General features: G+C 74.7%; 17 protein-coding genes. 7 read left to right on the top strand and 10 right to left on the bottom strand.

Annotated features, from left to right (window positions below; translation table 11 throughout):
• Nucleotides 1-19: 19 nt before the first annotated feature.
• The 4 genes from AC2A1K_RS31590 to AC2A1K_RS31605 all read left to right on the top strand — a co-directional run bounded on the left by AC2A1K_RS31590 (nt 20) and on the right by AC2A1K_RS31605 (nt 2,483).
• Entirely contained in the window at nt 20-115 is a 96-nt protein-coding gene (locus AC2A1K_RS31590) for an integrase core domain-containing protein (RefSeq protein WP_483900351.1), read from the top strand.
• Between the two features lie 27 nt (nt 116-142).
• Complete coding sequence (locus tag AC2A1K_RS31595; protein ID WP_483900320.1) at nt 143-820, top strand: MBL fold metallo-hydrolase; 678 nt, start codon at nt 143-145, stop codon at nt 818-820.
• A 163-nt stretch (nt 821-983) separates the two neighbouring features.
• Nucleotides 984-1,478 (top strand): hypothetical protein, encoded by a 495-nt coding sequence (locus tag AC2A1K_RS31600; RefSeq protein ID WP_483900321.1) that lies wholly within the window; start codon nt 984-986, stop codon nt 1,476-1,478.
• 87 nt (nt 1,479-1,565) lie between these two features.
• Nucleotides 1,566-2,483 (top strand): alpha/beta hydrolase, encoded by a 918-nt coding sequence (locus tag AC2A1K_RS31605; RefSeq protein ID WP_483900322.1) that lies wholly within the window; start codon nt 1,566-1,568, stop codon nt 2,481-2,483.
• Here AC2A1K_RS31605 and AC2A1K_RS31610 read toward each other — a convergent pair whose 3' ends face one another.
• Both AC2A1K_RS31610 and AC2A1K_RS31615 read right to left on the bottom strand, forming a co-directional pair.
• A complete protein-coding gene (locus tag AC2A1K_RS31610; protein WP_483900323.1) occupies nt 2,484-2,903 on the bottom strand; it encodes a TIGR03668 family PPOX class F420-dependent oxidoreductase in 420 nt (139 codons plus the stop codon).
• Between the two features lie 3 nt (nt 2,904-2,906).
• Nucleotides 2,907-3,746 carry an LLM class F420-dependent oxidoreductase gene (locus AC2A1K_RS31615; RefSeq protein ID WP_483900324.1) on the bottom strand — a complete coding sequence of 280 codons (840 nt, stop codon included), beginning with the start codon at nt 3,744-3,746 and terminating at the stop codon, nt 2,907-2,909.
• Between the two features lie 44 nt (nt 3,747-3,790).
• On the opposite strand from AC2A1K_RS31615, the gene AC2A1K_RS31620 reads away from it, so the two are divergent.
• A complete protein-coding gene (locus AC2A1K_RS31620; protein WP_483900325.1) occupies nt 3,791-4,180 on the top strand; it encodes an RNA-binding S4 domain-containing protein in 390 nt (129 codons plus the stop codon).
• A 1-nt stretch (nt 4,181) separates the two neighbouring features.
• On the opposite strand, the gene AC2A1K_RS31625 is transcribed toward AC2A1K_RS31620, so the two are convergent.
• The 6 genes from AC2A1K_RS31625 to nadA form a co-directional block, all read right to left on the bottom strand.
• Nucleotides 4,182-4,958: a GH12 family glycosyl hydrolase domain-containing protein gene (locus AC2A1K_RS31625; protein WP_483900326.1), complete on the bottom strand. Its 777-nt coding sequence runs from the start codon at nt 4,956-4,958 to the stop codon at nt 4,182-4,184.
• 113 nt (nt 4,959-5,071) lie between these two features.
• Nucleotides 5,072-5,923 (bottom strand): GH12 family glycosyl hydrolase domain-containing protein, encoded by an 852-nt coding sequence (locus AC2A1K_RS31630; protein ID WP_483900327.1) that lies wholly within the window; start codon nt 5,921-5,923, stop codon nt 5,072-5,074.
• Between the two features lie 10 nt (nt 5,924-5,933).
• Nucleotides 5,934-7,055 carry an NAD(P)/FAD-dependent oxidoreductase gene (locus tag AC2A1K_RS31635; RefSeq protein ID WP_483900328.1) on the bottom strand — a complete coding sequence of 374 codons (1,122 nt, stop codon included), beginning with the start codon at nt 7,053-7,055 and terminating at the stop codon, nt 5,934-5,936.
• A gap of 47 nt (nt 7,056-7,102) precedes the next feature.
• Nucleotides 7,103-7,978, bottom strand: a complete 876-nt coding sequence (gene nadC, locus AC2A1K_RS31640) for a carboxylating nicotinate-nucleotide diphosphorylase (protein ID WP_483900329.1) — start codon at nt 7,976-7,978, stop codon at nt 7,103-7,105.
• On the bottom strand, nt 7,975-9,573 hold the full coding sequence (locus tag AC2A1K_RS31645) for an L-aspartate oxidase (protein ID WP_483900330.1): 1,599 nt from the start codon (nt 9,571-9,573) through the stop codon (nt 7,975-7,977). The genes nadC and AC2A1K_RS31645 overlap by 4 nt, the downstream gene beginning before the upstream one ends.
• Entirely contained in the window at nt 9,570-10,574 is a 1,005-nt protein-coding gene (gene nadA / locus AC2A1K_RS31650; protein ID WP_483900331.1) for a quinolinate synthase NadA, read from the bottom strand. The genes AC2A1K_RS31645 and nadA overlap by 4 nt, the downstream gene beginning before the upstream one ends.
• Before the next feature lie 246 nt (nt 10,575-10,820).
• Here nadA and AC2A1K_RS31655 point away from each other — a divergent pair, with 246 nt between their 5' ends.
• A complete protein-coding gene (locus tag AC2A1K_RS31655; RefSeq protein WP_483900332.1) occupies nt 10,821-11,552 on the top strand; it encodes an NUDIX hydrolase in 732 nt (243 codons plus the stop codon).
• Nucleotide 11,553: 1 nt separating this feature from the next.
• Entirely contained in the window at nt 11,554-12,264 is a 711-nt protein-coding gene (locus AC2A1K_RS31660) for an LON peptidase substrate-binding domain-containing protein (RefSeq protein ID WP_483900333.1), read from the top strand.
• Here the strand turns inward: AC2A1K_RS31660 and AC2A1K_RS31665 are convergent.
• Together AC2A1K_RS31665 and AC2A1K_RS31670 are read right to left on the bottom strand one after the other, a co-directional pair.
• A complete protein-coding gene (locus AC2A1K_RS31665; RefSeq protein ID WP_483900334.1) occupies nt 12,261-13,322 on the bottom strand; it encodes a M20 family metallopeptidase in 1,062 nt (353 codons plus the stop codon). The genes AC2A1K_RS31660 and AC2A1K_RS31665 overlap by 4 nt on opposite strands.
• A complete protein-coding gene (locus AC2A1K_RS31670; RefSeq protein ID WP_483900335.1) occupies nt 13,319-13,987 on the bottom strand; it encodes a DUF2567 domain-containing protein in 669 nt (222 codons plus the stop codon). The genes AC2A1K_RS31665 and AC2A1K_RS31670 overlap by 4 nt, the downstream gene beginning before the upstream one ends.
• Nucleotides 13,988-13,991 lie beyond the last annotated feature (4 nt).

The raw sequence follows: 13,991 nt of genomic DNA on the forward strand, positions 1-13,991 counted from the left end.
CAGCAACCAGGATCGCACCCTGGCCCTCGACGACTGGATCGAGTACTACAACACCCGACGCCCCCACACCGCCTGCCGCGGCCGAGCCCCGATCACCCGCCTGTCACCAACGTGACGGCCGAGTACAGCTAGGCTCGTGTCCGTGGACCTCCTCGACGACTACACCGGCCACGTCGAGCCCGGCGGCCCCGCCGCGCGGCGCGACCTCCAGGACGTCTCGATCACCAAGGTGTCGGTCGGGCCGATGGACAACAACGCCTACCTGCTGGTCGACCGCGGCTCCGGCGAGACGCTGCTCATCGACGCCGCCAACGAGACCGACCGTCTCCTCGACACCGTCGACACCGTCGCCGACCGCGGCAAGGTGAAGCGGCTGGCGACCACGCACATGCACTGGGACCACGTGCAGTCCCTCGAGGACGCCGTGAAGGCCCTCTCCCCCACCACCTACGCCGGAGAGCAGGACGCCCCCGAGCTCCCGGTGGCGCCCGACCGCACCGTCGGCGACGGCGACACGGTCGAGTTCGGCGGCTCGCGGGTCGAGATCATCCACCTCGACGGCCACACCCCCGGCTCGATCGCGCTGCTCTACCGCGACCCCGCGGGCTCGGGCCACCTCTTCACCGGCGACTCGCTGTTCCCCGGCGGCCCTGGGCGGACAACAACGCCCGACGACTTCAAGTCGCTGATGGACGACCTCGAGGCGAAGGTGTTCGGGCAGCTGGGCGACGACACGCACGTCTACCCCGGCCACGGCGACGACACGACCCTGGGCACCGAGCGCCCCAAGCTCGGGGAGTGGCGCGAGCGCGGTTGGTGAGCAGCGCTGGGGCGGCGGGGACGACCAGGGCAGCCGGCGCAGGTGCACGGCGAGGCGCGGCGCGAGGACGGCGACCTCGGGCCACCGACTGGCTAACACCCCGGGGCGCTGCTCCGATCGTGCAGCTGACACCACCGATCGCCGACCACCCGGGGGACCCGCCATGGCGACGCAGGAGCGCACGTCCCGGTCCCAGCTGGTCCTCGGGATCGTCGTGGCGGTGGTGATCGTGATCGTGCTGCTGCTCGGCCTGGCGCTCACCGGCGTCATGGGTGGGCTGTTCGCCAAGCAGATCGACCGGACCGTGCGCACCGACGTCGAGGCGAGCGGGCTCGTGGCCTCCCTGGTCTCCTACCGCGTCTCGTTCCGCGGCGACCAGCTCGCGGCCGGGCACGTCCGGCTCGGCGTCCAGATCGACCGGGCCGCGATCCGCGGCGGCGACCCGGCCGCGCAGCCGGCGACCGTCGTCCTGCGCACCTACAGCTGCCCCGGCGCCGACGGCACGCCGATGCCGACGCGGCTCACCGTCGAGGGTGCCGACGCGGCGCACGTCCGCGTCGACGACGGGGTCTCGCTCACCGGGGCCTTCGAGGTCGTCGCCGTCCAACCGGCCGGACCCGGCTCCGCCGAGTGCCGGATCGACCTGGCCGCCCGCTGACCGTCGTTCCCGGACCGTTACCCCGCGGACGCGCGAGGTCGGCCAGGCTCGGGCGTCGTCGGATTCCACGACGACGGGAGCGCGACGATGCGCGAGAACATCTCTTTCGACGCCGAGGGCGCGACGCTGCGCGGGTGGTTCTACACGCCCGACGGTGACGCGAACGGCGGGCACCCCTGTGTGGTCATGGCCCACGGCTTCTCGGCGGTCAAGGAGCAGTACCTCGACGACTACGCCGAGGTGTTCACCCGCGCCGGCCTGGCGGCCGTGGTCTACGACAACCGCGGGCTCGGCGCCTCGGACGCCGCGCCGGGCAAGCCCCGCCAGGAGATCGACCCCTGGGAGCAGGTGCGCGACTACCAGCACGCGATCACCTACGCGCAGGGCCGCGCCGACGTCGACGCCGACCGGATCGGTGTCTGGGGCTCGAGCTATTCCGGCGCGCACGCCTACGTGGTCGGCGCCATCGACCGGCGCGTGAAGGCGGTCTGCGGCCAGGCTCCCCTCGTCTCGGGCCGGAAGTCGTTCGAGTCCCTCGTGCGCATCGACCAGTGGGACCCGATGTGGGAGATGCTCGCCGCCGACCGCCTCGAGCGGGCCCGGGGCGGGGCGCCGGGGATGATCCCGGTCGTCACCGAGGACCCGACCGCACCGGCGGCCCTGCCGACCGCCGACTCCTACGAGTTCTTCACCCGCACGAAGGGCGAGCGCGCGCCCGCGTGGGAGAACCAGGTGACGCTGCGCTCGATCGAGCTCTTCCAGGGCTACGAGGCGGGCGTGTACCTCCCGCTCATCGCGCCGACACCGCTGCTGATGGTCGTCGCCCAGCGCGACCGGCTCGTCGCCTCCGAGGTCGCGACGGCCGCGTTCGAGCACGCCGCGCACCCGAAGAAGCTGGTCATCGCCCCGAACGGGCACTTCGACGCCTACACGGGCCCGGGCTTCGAGGTCAGCTCGGCCGCCGCGCGCGACTGGTTCGTCGAGCACCTGCGCGTCGGGAAGTAGCTACGACGCCGACCACCCCGTCCAGCGGGTGACCTCGACGGTGAACGCCGGGCCGTCCGGGGGCTCTGAGCGGTGCTGGGGGTAGCGCACCCCCAGCGCCGCGCGGGCCCGCGCGATGTCGTCGTCGGCGTCGGAGACGGTCGCGACGCCGTCGGCGCGGACCCACCAGAGGCCGGTCCAGTCCTCGTCGTAGCGGTCGACGAGCAGCGACACGGCCGGGTTGTCGTCGATGTTGCGCAGGCGCTTGAGCGCGCGATGGCGCTTGGGCTTCTGGTCGACGGCCATGAGGACCGTGTCGCCGTCGACCGCGAACACCACGGGCACGAGGTGCGGCTGCCCGTCCGCCGAGACCGACGCCAACTGCGCGACGCGCGCCGCGGCGAACCGGCGGCGCGCGTCGTCGACCCCGAGAGTGGGCACGCCCTAGTTCATCACCTTCGCGAGCTCGTCGAGCTCCTTGCGCACGGTGTCGCGGTCGGCGGAGCCGACCCCGTGGATCGCACGCTCGAGCCCGATACGACGATAGCCGTCGAGGGCCTCCGGCGAGGAGCCGGCGCCGAAGAGCGACATCGGGATCGGGCCGCGGCCGGCGTCGGCGGCCCGCTGCTGCAGGGCGTTGACGCGCTGCTCGAACTCGCCGATGTTCCTCCGACCGACCCGCTGCGGCAACCAGGCGTCGCCGAAGTCGAGGATGCGGTCCTCGGTGCTCGGGCCCATGCCGCCGACGTAGACGGGCGGGTGCGGCTGCTGGATCGGCTTGGGCCAGGCCCAGCTCGCGTCGAAGTCGACGAACTCGCCGTGGAACTCGGCCTCGTCCTTCGTCCACAGCTCCTTCATGGCCTTGATCTGCTCGGCCATCTTGCGCATGCGGGTCTTCGGGTCGGTGCCGTGGTCGGCCATCTCCTCGCGGTTCCACCCGCCGCCGACCCCGAAGAGGAACCGTCCGCCCGAGAGGCGGTCGAGGCTCGCGACCTCCTTGGCGGTGTGGATCGGATCGCGCTGGATGACCAGGCAGATGCCCGTGGCGACCTTCAGCGTCGTCGTCGCGGCCGCCGCGGCGGTGAGCGCGACGAACGGGTCGTAGGTGTGGAGGTACATCGGCGGCAGGTCACCGCCCCCGGGGTAGGGCGACTCCCGCTTCGTCGGGATGTGGCTGTGCTCCGGGAACCAGAGCGAGTCGAACCCCCGGTCCTCCACCTCCTTGGCCAGGTCGGCCGGGTCGATCGCGTAGTCGGTCGGGAACATCATGATGCCGTGGTCCACGCAGGAGTCTTATCCCGTCGCGGAGGACGGCACACTGGTCGGCGATGGACTCGGACAAGGGATCGGTGCGCGTCGACCGCTGGTTGTGGGCGGTGCGGCTGACCAAGACCCGCGCCGACGCCGCCGACGCCTGCCGTGGCGGGCACGTCCGCGTCAACGACACCCCGGCCAAACCCGCGACGCCGGTGAAACCGGGCGACACGGTGCGCACGCGGGTCTACGAGATCGCGCGGACCGTCGAGGTCACGAAGATCATCTCCAAGCGGGTCGGGGCGCCCGTCGCCGTCACCTGCTACGTCGACCACACCCCGCCGGCCCCGCCGCCGGAGGAGCGACCGGCCCCGGTCGCGGTGCGCGACCGGGGCGCGGGCCGTCCGACGAAGCGGGACCGCCGACTCATCGACGCGCTGCGGGAGCGCGCCGGAGAATCCTGATCTAGGGCAGGGGCGCGGGCAGGGTCGCGGAGAACGACCGCGTCGCCAGGCCCCGGCCGCCGATCCAGGGTTCGAAGCCGGCCTGCACGCTCGTCATGTACCACTCCGGCTTCGCGACGCCGCGCTGCTGGGCGTCCGCGACGAACGCGTCGAGCGGCAGATCCTTCACCTCGAGCGTCTGCTCCTGGCGGACGTAGCTGATGGTCGGCAGGTCGATCCGGCCGAGCCAGACGTCCCACGTGGTGCCGCCGATCGTGACCTCGCCCGTCTTCTCGCCGATCGGCTGCACGCGCGGGGTGTTCTTCAGCCAGATCATCAGCTCCAGGCCGGTCGGGCGGCCGGTGCGCCGCGGCGTCGGGTCCAGCCACAGGTCGTACGCGACGTTGTAGTCGCCGGTCGGCGGCACCTCGACCGTCCACGACGAGCGCATGCCGCCGAGCTCGGTGATCTTCTTCGGGAACGGGGTGTCCTTGGTGCAGTTGCCGTAGTTGCAGCCCCAGACGATGGACGGGTACGCGGCGGGCTCGTTCTCCTTGTGGTGGTCGGCGGGGTCGACGACGAACCCGGTGTCGAAGGCCGTGACGCACTGCGGGGTGTCGGCGCCCCAGACGTTGTTCTGGACCTCGTAGCGACCGCCCTCGACCGGCGTCGACTCGGTCTTCCCGCAGACTCGTTTGCCTTCGACGCGAGGCGCGTCGGGTGCCGCCGTCGCCAGCGCCGGACTGACGCCCACCAGCATGGCGAGAGCGGCGAAGATCGCCACGACCAGCCCACTCATCGACCGACGTCGACCGTTCATCCGTTGCCGTCCTCGCTACTCGACCGTTCGTCGCGGTGAAACGTACGTTCGTCGTGTGGGTGACGGCAGGTCATCTCCCTCGTTCGGGACGATCAGATCCCGTTCCGGGTGAGGGAGAAGGCGTCGGTGGTCAGGCCTTCGCCGCCGATCCAGGGCTCGAAGCCGGCCTGGATGTTGGTGAGGAACCACGTCGGTTCGACGACGCCGCGGCGGGTGGCGTCGGTGACGAAGTCGCTGATCGGGAGGTCGACGACCGTGTCGGTCGACCGCTCGCGGACGTAGGAGATCACCGGGGTGCCGTGGTTCTCGCCGGTCCAGACCTCCCACCGGGCGCCGGCGATCTCGACGGTCGCCCGCTCCGAGCCGATCGGCTGCACGCGGTCGGTGCGGTCGAGCCAGATCATCAGCTCGGCGCCGGTGTTGGCGCCGTCGCGGCGCGGGGTCGGGTCGAGCCACACGTCGTAGGCCACGTTGAAGTCGCCCTCGTCGGGCACGGTCACCGCCCAGCTCGAGCGCACGTCGCCCATCTCGCGCAGCGGCAGCGGGTACGGCGAGTCGCGCGTGCAGGTGCCGTAGTTGCAGCCGACGACGATCGACGGGTAGGCGGCGGGCCCGGAGTCCTTGGCGTGGGTCGCCTCGACGCTGAACCCGGTGTCGAACGCGGTGGTGCACTGCGGCGTGCTCGCGCCCCAGGCGTTGTTCTGGACCTCGTAGCGCCCGCCCGCCACGGGCACCGACTCGGTCTTCCCGCAGATGCGGGGTCCCTCGCGCGAGCCCTCCGGGGGCAGGGGCGCGCGGACACCGCGGGCGGGGTCGCTCGGGGTGGACGGACCCGTCGCCGTCGGGGGTGCGACGTCCTCACCCGTCGAGCACCCGGCGACGGCGAGCGCGAGCCCGACGAGAAGCCCGGCGATCACGCGCCGCACCCGCGGAGTGTCCCCCATACGGGGGAGGCTAGCGGGGGGCCGAGGATGTCCCGAGGCGGGTGGCGAGGACGGCGTCGAGCGTCGTCCCCTCGGCCGTGAAGGCGGCCAGGACGTCGGCGGGCGGCGCGTCGCCACGGATCACGGCAGCGGCGAGCGCGGCGGCGGCCGGCGCGGTCTCGATCCCCGAGCCGCCCTGGCCCGCGAAGAGGTGCAGGCCGGGGTGCTCGGGGCGGTCGCCGACGACCAGGGCGCGGTCGGGAGCGAAGGTGCGCAGGCCCGTCCAGCTCGTCGCGACCGAGCGCAGGCCCAGGGTGGTGACGGCGTTGACGCTCTCGAGCGCGCGGGCGACGTCGAGCTCGTCGGGCCGGGGGTCGCCCGGCTCGGCCGGGGTCTCCTCGGACGGGGAGACGAGCAGGTGCTCGCCCTCGGGCTTGGCGTACCAGCGCTCGCCGGCGGAGACGGCGAACGGGTCGTCGCGCCGCACCGGCGCGCCCGCCGGCACCCGCACGATCGCGATGGTGCGGCGCAACGGGCGCAGGCCCACCGGGTCGGCGCCGGCGAGGGCGAGCAGGCGGTCGGTCCAGGCCCCGGCGGCGAGGACGACCGTGTCGGTGTCGAGGTGGTCGGTTCCGATCCCGAGACGCCACCCGCCGGTCGTGCGGTCGAGTGCCGTGACCGGGGCGCCGGTCCGGATCTCCCCGCCGCGGGCGCGCAGGGTGCGGCGGTAGTGCTGGTGCAGGCCGATCGGGTCGGCGTCCTGGGCGTCCTCGACGACCGCGGCGGCGCGCAGGACGTCGCGGCGCAGGGCGGGCCAGCGGGCGACCGCCTCGTCGGGGGTCAGAGGGTCGACGGCGTCGAGAGGCAGGATGTCGTCGCGCAGCACCCGCTCCTCGTCGGCGTCGTGGGCGAGGTGCAGGACCGGGCGCGGACGCAGGAACGGGTGCCCGGCCTCGTCGGCGAGCGCGTCGAACCGGTCCCGCGAGGCGGCGACGAGCGCGCGGGCGGGCGGGCGGCCGTGGCCGGGGATGTAGCTCGCCGCCGAGCGCCCGGTGGTGTGCTTGGCGAGCTCGTCCTCACCCTCGACCAGCACCACCGGCCCGCCGCGCGCGAGCTCCGCGGCCACCGACATCCCGGCGATACCGCCGCCCACCACCACCGCTCGTGAGTACTTTCCGGGCCTATCGGCCCTGAAAGCACTCACGTGCGGAGGTCGAGGCCGAGGTCGAGGACCGGGGCGGAGTGGGTGAGGGCGCCGACGGCGAGGAAGTCGACGCCGGCCGCGGCGTGGGCGGCGGCCGTGTCGATCGTCAGGCCGCCGGAGACCTCGAGTCCGATGCCGGGCGCGCGGGCGTCGCGACGCACGACCGCCTCGGCCGCCTGGTCCGGGGTGAAGTTGTCGAGCAGGACGAGCTCGACCGACAGCTCCAGCACCTCGTCGAGCTGGGCGAACGAGTCGACCTCGACCTCGCACGGCAGATCCGGGGCGTGGGCCCGTGCGGCGGCGAGGGCCGCGGTCACCGAGCCGGCCGCGGCGACGTGGTTGTCCTTGATCAGGATCGCGTCGCCCAGCGACATCCGGTGGTTCACCCCGCCGCCGCAGCGCACCGCGTACTTCTGCAGCGCGCGCAACCCGGGGACGGTCTTGCGGGTGTCGCGGATGCGGGCGCGGGTGCCGGCGACGGCGTCGACCCATGCCGACGTGACCGTCGCGACCCCGGAGAGCTGGCCCAGCAGGTTGAGCGCGGTCCGCTCCGCGATCAGCAGCGTCCGCAGGGGCGCCCGGACGGCGAGGGCGACCTCGCCGGGCGCGAGGCGGTCGCCGTCGGTGCGGGCCTGCAGCACCTCGAGGTCCGGCCCGCACACCCGCTCCAGCACGCGGACGGCGACACCGAGCCCGGCGAGCGTCCCGGCGGGGCGGGTGCGGAACTCCCCCGTCGCGACCGTGCCCTCCGGCACGCACGCCGCGGTGGTGGCGTCCGGTCCGTCGCGCAGGTCCTCGTCGAGGGCGCGGGTGACGACGGCATCGACCTCGGCCGGGTCGAGGCTCGCCGGCAGCGCGAGCGAGGCGGTCATGCGACACCTCCGCGGCGGGCGTCGGTGGTGCCGACGTGCAGGCGCTCGCCCCTCAGGACCACCGTCGCCGACGCGCGCTGCCAGTGGTCGTCGGTGGCGGGGTGGTCGGTGCGGACGTGGCAGCCGCGGGTCTCGGTACGCGAGCCGGCGGCCGCCAGCAGGGCGTGCGCGGCCAGGGTCAGCGCGGCGTCCTCGACGTCGGCGCGCGTGGTCACGACCCGCTCGGTGCTCGCGGCCTCGACGGCGTCGGAGGCGGCGGCGAGCCCGGCGGCGTCGCGTCCGATCGCCGCGCCGCGGGTCATGGCCGCCTGCAGGAGGGCGCGGTCGGCGACGTCCGTCGGCGCCGCGTCCGGGGCCACCGGATCCGCGAGACGCCGCGGCCCGGCCAGGGTGGCGGCGACGTCCTCGGCGACCTGGCGGCCCATCACCAGGCCCTCGAGGAGGCTGTTCGAGGCGAGGCGGTTGGCGCCGTGCAGCCCGGTGCGGGCGACCTCGCCGGCGGCCCAGAGACCCGGGACCGCGGTGCGCCCGCGGCTGTCGGTGACGACGCCGCCGCAGGAGTAGTGCGCGGCGGGGCGGACCGGAACGGGGTCGCGGGCGAGGTCGACGCCGATCGCGGCGCACGCGGCGGCGACCGTCGGGAAGCGGGCGGCGACGTCGGGGATGCCGGTGGCGTCGAGCCAGACGTGCTCGGCGCCGAGGTCCCCGATCCGCCGAGTGATCGCCGAGGCGACGACGTCACGGGGGGCGAGGTCGCCGAGCGGGTGGACGCCGGCGGTCACGGGCGCCCAGGTGGTGTCGCGCAGCACCGCACCTTCACCGCGCAGGGCCTCGGTGACGAGCGGCGCACGGCCTCGCGAGGCGGACCCGGTGTACAGCGCCGTCGGGTGGAACTGCACGAACTCGACGTCGGCGAGCGCGGCCCCGGCGCGCAGGGCGAGCGCCCAGCCGTCGGCGGTCGCGACGGTCGGGTTGGTGGTCGTCTCGTAGAGGCCGCCGACGCCGCCGGTCGCGAGCAGGACGGCGGGCGCGGCGAGGAGGCCGGCGCGGCCCTCGTCGTCGCGGACCTGCAGGCCCTCGACGCCGCCGTCGGGGCCGGTGATCACCGTCGCGGCGGCGTGCCCGGCGAGCACGGTCAGCTCCTCGCGCCGCGTGGCGGCGAGCAGGGCACGCTCCACCTCGGCGCCGGTGGCGTCGCCGCCGGCGTGCACGACGCGCAGCGCCGTGTGCCCGCCCTCGCGGGTCCGGGCCAGGCGGTCGGGGTGGCCGTCGAACACCGCGCCCTCGCCGCGCAGGGCGGCGACGGCGGCGGCGCCTTCGTCGAGGATCGTGTGCGCGGCGTCGGCGTCGACCAGGCCACCGCCCGCGGCGACCGTGTCCGCGAGGTGCGCGCCGACCGAGTCGCCGGGGACGTCACCGAGCACCACGGCGATGCCGCCCTGGGCCCAGCGCGTGCTTCCGGCGTCGGGGGTGTCCTTGGTGACGACGACGACCCGGAGGCCGGCGCGCTGGGCGGTGAGCGCCGCGGTGAGGCCGGCGACCCCGGAGCCGACGACGACGAGGTCGGCCGCGGTCTCCCAGTCCGGGCGGCTCACTCCCCGCCCCCGGGCCGACCGATCTCGATCATCCGCTGCACGGCCCCGCGGGCGCGCGCGGCGGTCTCGGCGTCGACGTGCACCTCGTCGCGCCGCTCGCGCAACGCCCGGGTCAGGGCGCCCGGCGTGATCATCTTCATGTAGCCGCAGGCGGCGCGGTCGTTCACCGCCCGGAAGTCGACGTCGGGGTTGGCGCGGCGCAGCTGGTGGAGCATCCCGACCTCGGTGGCGACCAGCACGCTGCTCTTCGTCGTGTTCTTCGCGGCGTCGAGCATCCCGCCGGTCGAGAGGATGTGGACCTGGTCGGGGGGAACCGCACCCGCGCCGGCGAGGTAGAGCGCGCTCGTCGCGCAGCCGCACTCGGGGTGGACGAACAGGTCGGCCTCGGGGTCGGCCTGGGCCTGGGCGGTGAGCTCGGCGCCGTTGATGCCGGCGTGCACGTGGCACTCCCCGGCCCAGATGTGCAGGTTGTCGCGTCCCGTCACGCGCTTGACGTGGGCGCCGAGGAACTGGTCGGGGAGGAAGAGGACGTCGCGGTCCCCCGGGATCGACTCCACGACCTCGACGGCGTTCGACGACGTGCAGCAGACGTCGGTCTCGGCCTTCACCGCGGCGGTCGTGTTGACGTAGCTGACGACCACCGCACCGGGGTGCTCGGCCTTCCAGGTGCGCAGTTCGTCGGCGGTGATCGAGTCGGCGAGGCTGCAGCCGGCGCGCGCGTCCGGGATGAGGACGGTCTTCTCCGGCGCGAGGATCTTCGCGGTCTCGGCCATGAAGTGCACGCCGCAGAAGACGATCGTGCTCGCGTCGCTGGCCGCGGCGATCCGTGACAGCGCGAGCGAGTCGCCGGTGTGGTCGGCGACGTCCTGGATCTCCGGGCGCTGGTAGTTGTGCGCGAGGACCACGGCGTCGCGCTCCCGCGCGAGCCGGCGCACCTCGTCCGCCCAGTCCGGACCGGCGGCCAGCGGCTCGACGAGGTCCGTGGCAGCGGTGACGGTCATCGCCGTCTCCTCCCCCGGCGGTCCCTCGGCGTCGAGGGCGGCCGGTCTCGGTGGTTTTCGCCTGGTGGTCGAAAACATGCTCGACCGTACCCTCCACGCCCGCGCCCACGCCAGCACTGATCACGCGGCGTGGCGCGCACCACCTCACGCGCCGGCGAGCGCCGTCGAGCGCCGGCGAGCGCGTGGCGATACGGACACTGGGCGTCTGCGGAGTGCCGCCGCTGACACGGCCTACGATTACGCTCCGTGGAGGGCAGCGAGGCGGGGACGTACGCGCACGACGTGCTCGCCGTCGTCCTGCGGATCACCGAGGCAGTACCGAGCGTCCTGCTCTGGCAGCGTGCCCGCGAGCCCCACTTCGGCCGCTGGGCCCTGCCGGGCGGGCGGCTGGGGCCGGACGAGGACGTCGAGGCGTCGGTGCGCCGCCACCTCGCCGAGAAGGTCGACCTCGCCGAGGTCGCGCACGTCGAGCAGCTCGGCGTCTTCTCCGACCCCCACCGCGGGCCGCCGCCGCGCCGCATCGCGACCGCGTTCCTCGGGCTCGTCCCGACCGACGCCGACCCGGCCGTCCCCGACGACACCGCCTGGCACCGGGTCGACCGCCTCCCCGAGACCGCCTTCGACCACGGTGCCATCACCCAGGACGGCGTGGACCGGCTCCGCGCCAAGCTCTCCTACACCAACATCGGCTTCGCGCTCGCGCCGACCGCGTTCACGGTCTCCGAGCTGCGCGACCTCTACGCCGCGGCGCTCGGGCACCGGGTGTCGGCGACCAACCTGCAGCGCGTGCTCACCCGCCGCGGCGTCCTCGTCCCCACCGGCGAGACGGCCGCGCCGGGGCCCGCCGGCGGTCGCCCGGCCGCGGTCTTCCGCTTCTCGGGACACGGACTGCGCGTGACCGATCCGTTCGCCGCACTGCGCCCACCCGGTGATCCCGGCGGCGAAACCCACCCGGCGGCGACGCGCCCGGGGTCGTAGCGTGGGCGCCGTGGTCGAGACGCTGCCTCTGTTCCCGCTGGGGACCGTGCTGCTCCCGGGCGCCTCGCTGCCACTGCACATCTTCGAGCCGCGCTACCGCCAGCTGACGATCGACCTGGTCACCGGCACCCTGCCCGGCAAGCAGTTCGGGGTCGTCGCCGTCCGCGAGGGCTGGACCCCCGACGACGGCCGCGAGGGCCTGCACGACGTCGGCTGCACGGCCACGCTGCGCGAGGTCCGGCGCCTGCCCGACGGGCGCTTCGACATCCAGACTACGGGCGACCGGCGCTTCCGCCTCGTCGACGTCGACGACACGGCGGCGCCCTACCTCGTCGGAGGAGTCGAGTGGCTGCCCGACGACGAGGACGACGACTCCGAGGACCTCGCGCCGCTGGCCATGGCCGCCCGCGCCGCGCACCGCCGCTACTGCACCACGGCCTGGCGCCAGCAGGGCGGCGGCGACGGGGAGCTGCCCGCCGAGCTCGCCGAGGAGCCGGCGCCCGAGGTGGCCGGCCCCGAGCTCGCCCACGTCCTCGCCGGCGACTGCCTGCTGCCCCTCGCCGACCGCCAGGAGCTGCTCGAGCAGACCTGCCCCGTCGAGCGCCTGCGCCTGGTGCGCCAGTCGATGACCCGCGAGGCCGTCCTGCTCGACGAGCTGCGCGCGGTGTGGGCGCCCGCCGCGAAGTTCGCGGTCGAGCACAGCCTCAACTAGGTGAGCTCGGTGAGCACCCGGCGGTAGGACTCGACGGCCGGGTCGATCAGGTCGGCCGGTGCCCACTCGTCGGTGACGTGGCACTGCTCGGGCTCCCCGGGCCCGCAGACGATCGTGTCCGCGCCGCCGACGGCCCCGGCGAGCACGCTCGCGTCGGTGAAATAGGTGGCGTACCGCGGCTCGCCGCCGCCGAGCAGCTCGACGGCACGGGCGACGCGACCCGGGTCGGTGTCGATCAGTGGCAGCTCGACGAGGCGCTCGGTCGTCACGTCGACGCCCGCGAGGTCGACGACCGTGGCCTGCGCGGCGTCGGCGGTGTCGCCGGGGACCAGGCGCAGGTCGACCGTGAGCGCGGCGTGGTCCGGGACGACGTTGGGCTGGATGCCCGCGCGCATCATCCCGACGTTCGCCGTCGTCCGGCCGTGCGTCGGGCTGCCCGGCCACCCGTCGTGCTCGTGGATGCGCACCGCGGCGCGGGCGAGGTCGACGAGCGCGTTGTGCCCGAGGTCCGGCCGCGACCCGTGCGCCGGCACGCCGCGGGCCCGCAGCTCGAGCCACAGCACGCCCTTGTGCCCGAGCACGACGCGGTTGTTCGTCGGCTCCGCGACCAGCAGCGTGCCCGACGGGCGCAGCGCACCGGCCGGGATCTCGCGGGCGCCCTCGCAGCCGGTCTCCTCGCCGAAGGTCAGCACGACCTGCACGCCGGTCCCGCCGGCGCGCACGTGCTCCTCGGCCGCGACCACGGCGGCGGCGACACCGGCCTTCATGTCGCTGCTACCCCGCCCGCGCAGCCTCCCGTCGACGACGTCGCCCGCGAGCGGGTCGAACGACCACACCGCCGGGTCGGCAGGCACCGTGTCGAGGTGGCCGGTCAGCGTCACCGGGGTCTGCTCGCCGTGGTGGGCGACGACGTTCGCCCGCCCCGGGCGCGTCTCGTGGATCGCCACGACGAGACCCGCCTCCTGGAGGCGACCGGCCAGCAGGTCCGCGGCGACCCGCTCCCCGGCACCACGGGTGTCGAGCCGGACCAGCTCGCACGCCAGGTCGAGGGCGGTCACGGGTCGCTTCCCGGGTCGTCTCGGCCCGGGTCGTCTCGGCCCGGGTCGTCTCGGCCCGGGTCGCCTCGGCCCATGTCCTCGTGCCCGTCGACGATCGCGGCGAGCACGTAGGTCAGCGCCGCGCCGAGCCCGGCGACGATCGCGATCCACCACGGACCCGGCGAGGCGGGCACGCTCGTGAGGACCGCGGGCACCGGCGCGCCCGGCGTCCCGGCCGCCCCGAGCGCGGTGGGGTCGACGAGCACCGGCACCGGGGACGCGGACCAGGCGACCAGCGTGCCGATCCGGCCCGCGAGCCACGCGCCGGCCAGCGACCCCACGATGAGCGCGACGAGCACCACCGGCCCGCGGCGGTGCCGACGGCGCCAGGCGACGGCGCCGGCGATCACACCGTAGGCGGTGATCATCAGGACGTGGATCGCCACCGCGTCGAACGCGTGGTCGGCCTCCCCCGCCGGCGAGCCGGTGCCCGTGCCGGGCAGGGCGACGGTGTGCACGTCGGGCGCGAGCAGCGCCCACAGCGCGCCGAGCGGGAGCCCGACCACCGCGAGGACCGCCGCGAGGCGCAGCGCGGCGGGAACGTCACCGAGCAGCTCGGCACGGGTCAACCGGCCCTCGGGTTCGGTGGGCAGGAAGTCGTCGTCGACGAGCGCGCCGCTGGTCACGAGC

It is taken from the genome of Actinomycetospora sp. 2LY8.5 (genome assembly GCF_057180585.1).

Coding starts and splice junctions, on each gene's coding strand:
- AC2A1K_RS31600 (WP_483900321.1), top strand. CDS start 984: ATGGCGACGCAGGAGCGCACGTCCCGGTCCCAGCTGGTCCTCGGGATC.
- AC2A1K_RS31605 (WP_483900322.1), top strand. CDS start 1,566: ATGCGCGAGAACATCTCTTTCGACGCCGAGGGCGCGACGCTGCGCGGG.
- AC2A1K_RS31620 (WP_483900325.1), top strand. CDS start 3,791: ATGGACTCGGACAAGGGATCGGTGCGCGTCGACCGCTGGTTGTGGGCG.
- AC2A1K_RS31625 (WP_483900326.1), bottom strand. CDS start 4,958: ATGAGTGGGCTGGTCGTGGCGATCTTCGCCGCTCTCGCCATGCTGGTG.
- AC2A1K_RS31630 (WP_483900327.1), bottom strand. CDS start 5,923: ATGGGGGACACTCCGCGGGTGCGGCGCGTGATCGCCGGGCTTCTCGTC.
- nadC (WP_483900329.1), bottom strand. CDS start 7,978: ATGACCGCCTCGCTCGCGCTGCCGGCGAGCCTCGACCCGGCCGAGGTC.
- nadA (WP_483900331.1), bottom strand. CDS start 10,574: ATGACCGTCACCGCTGCCACGGACCTCGTCGAGCCGCTGGCCGCCGGT.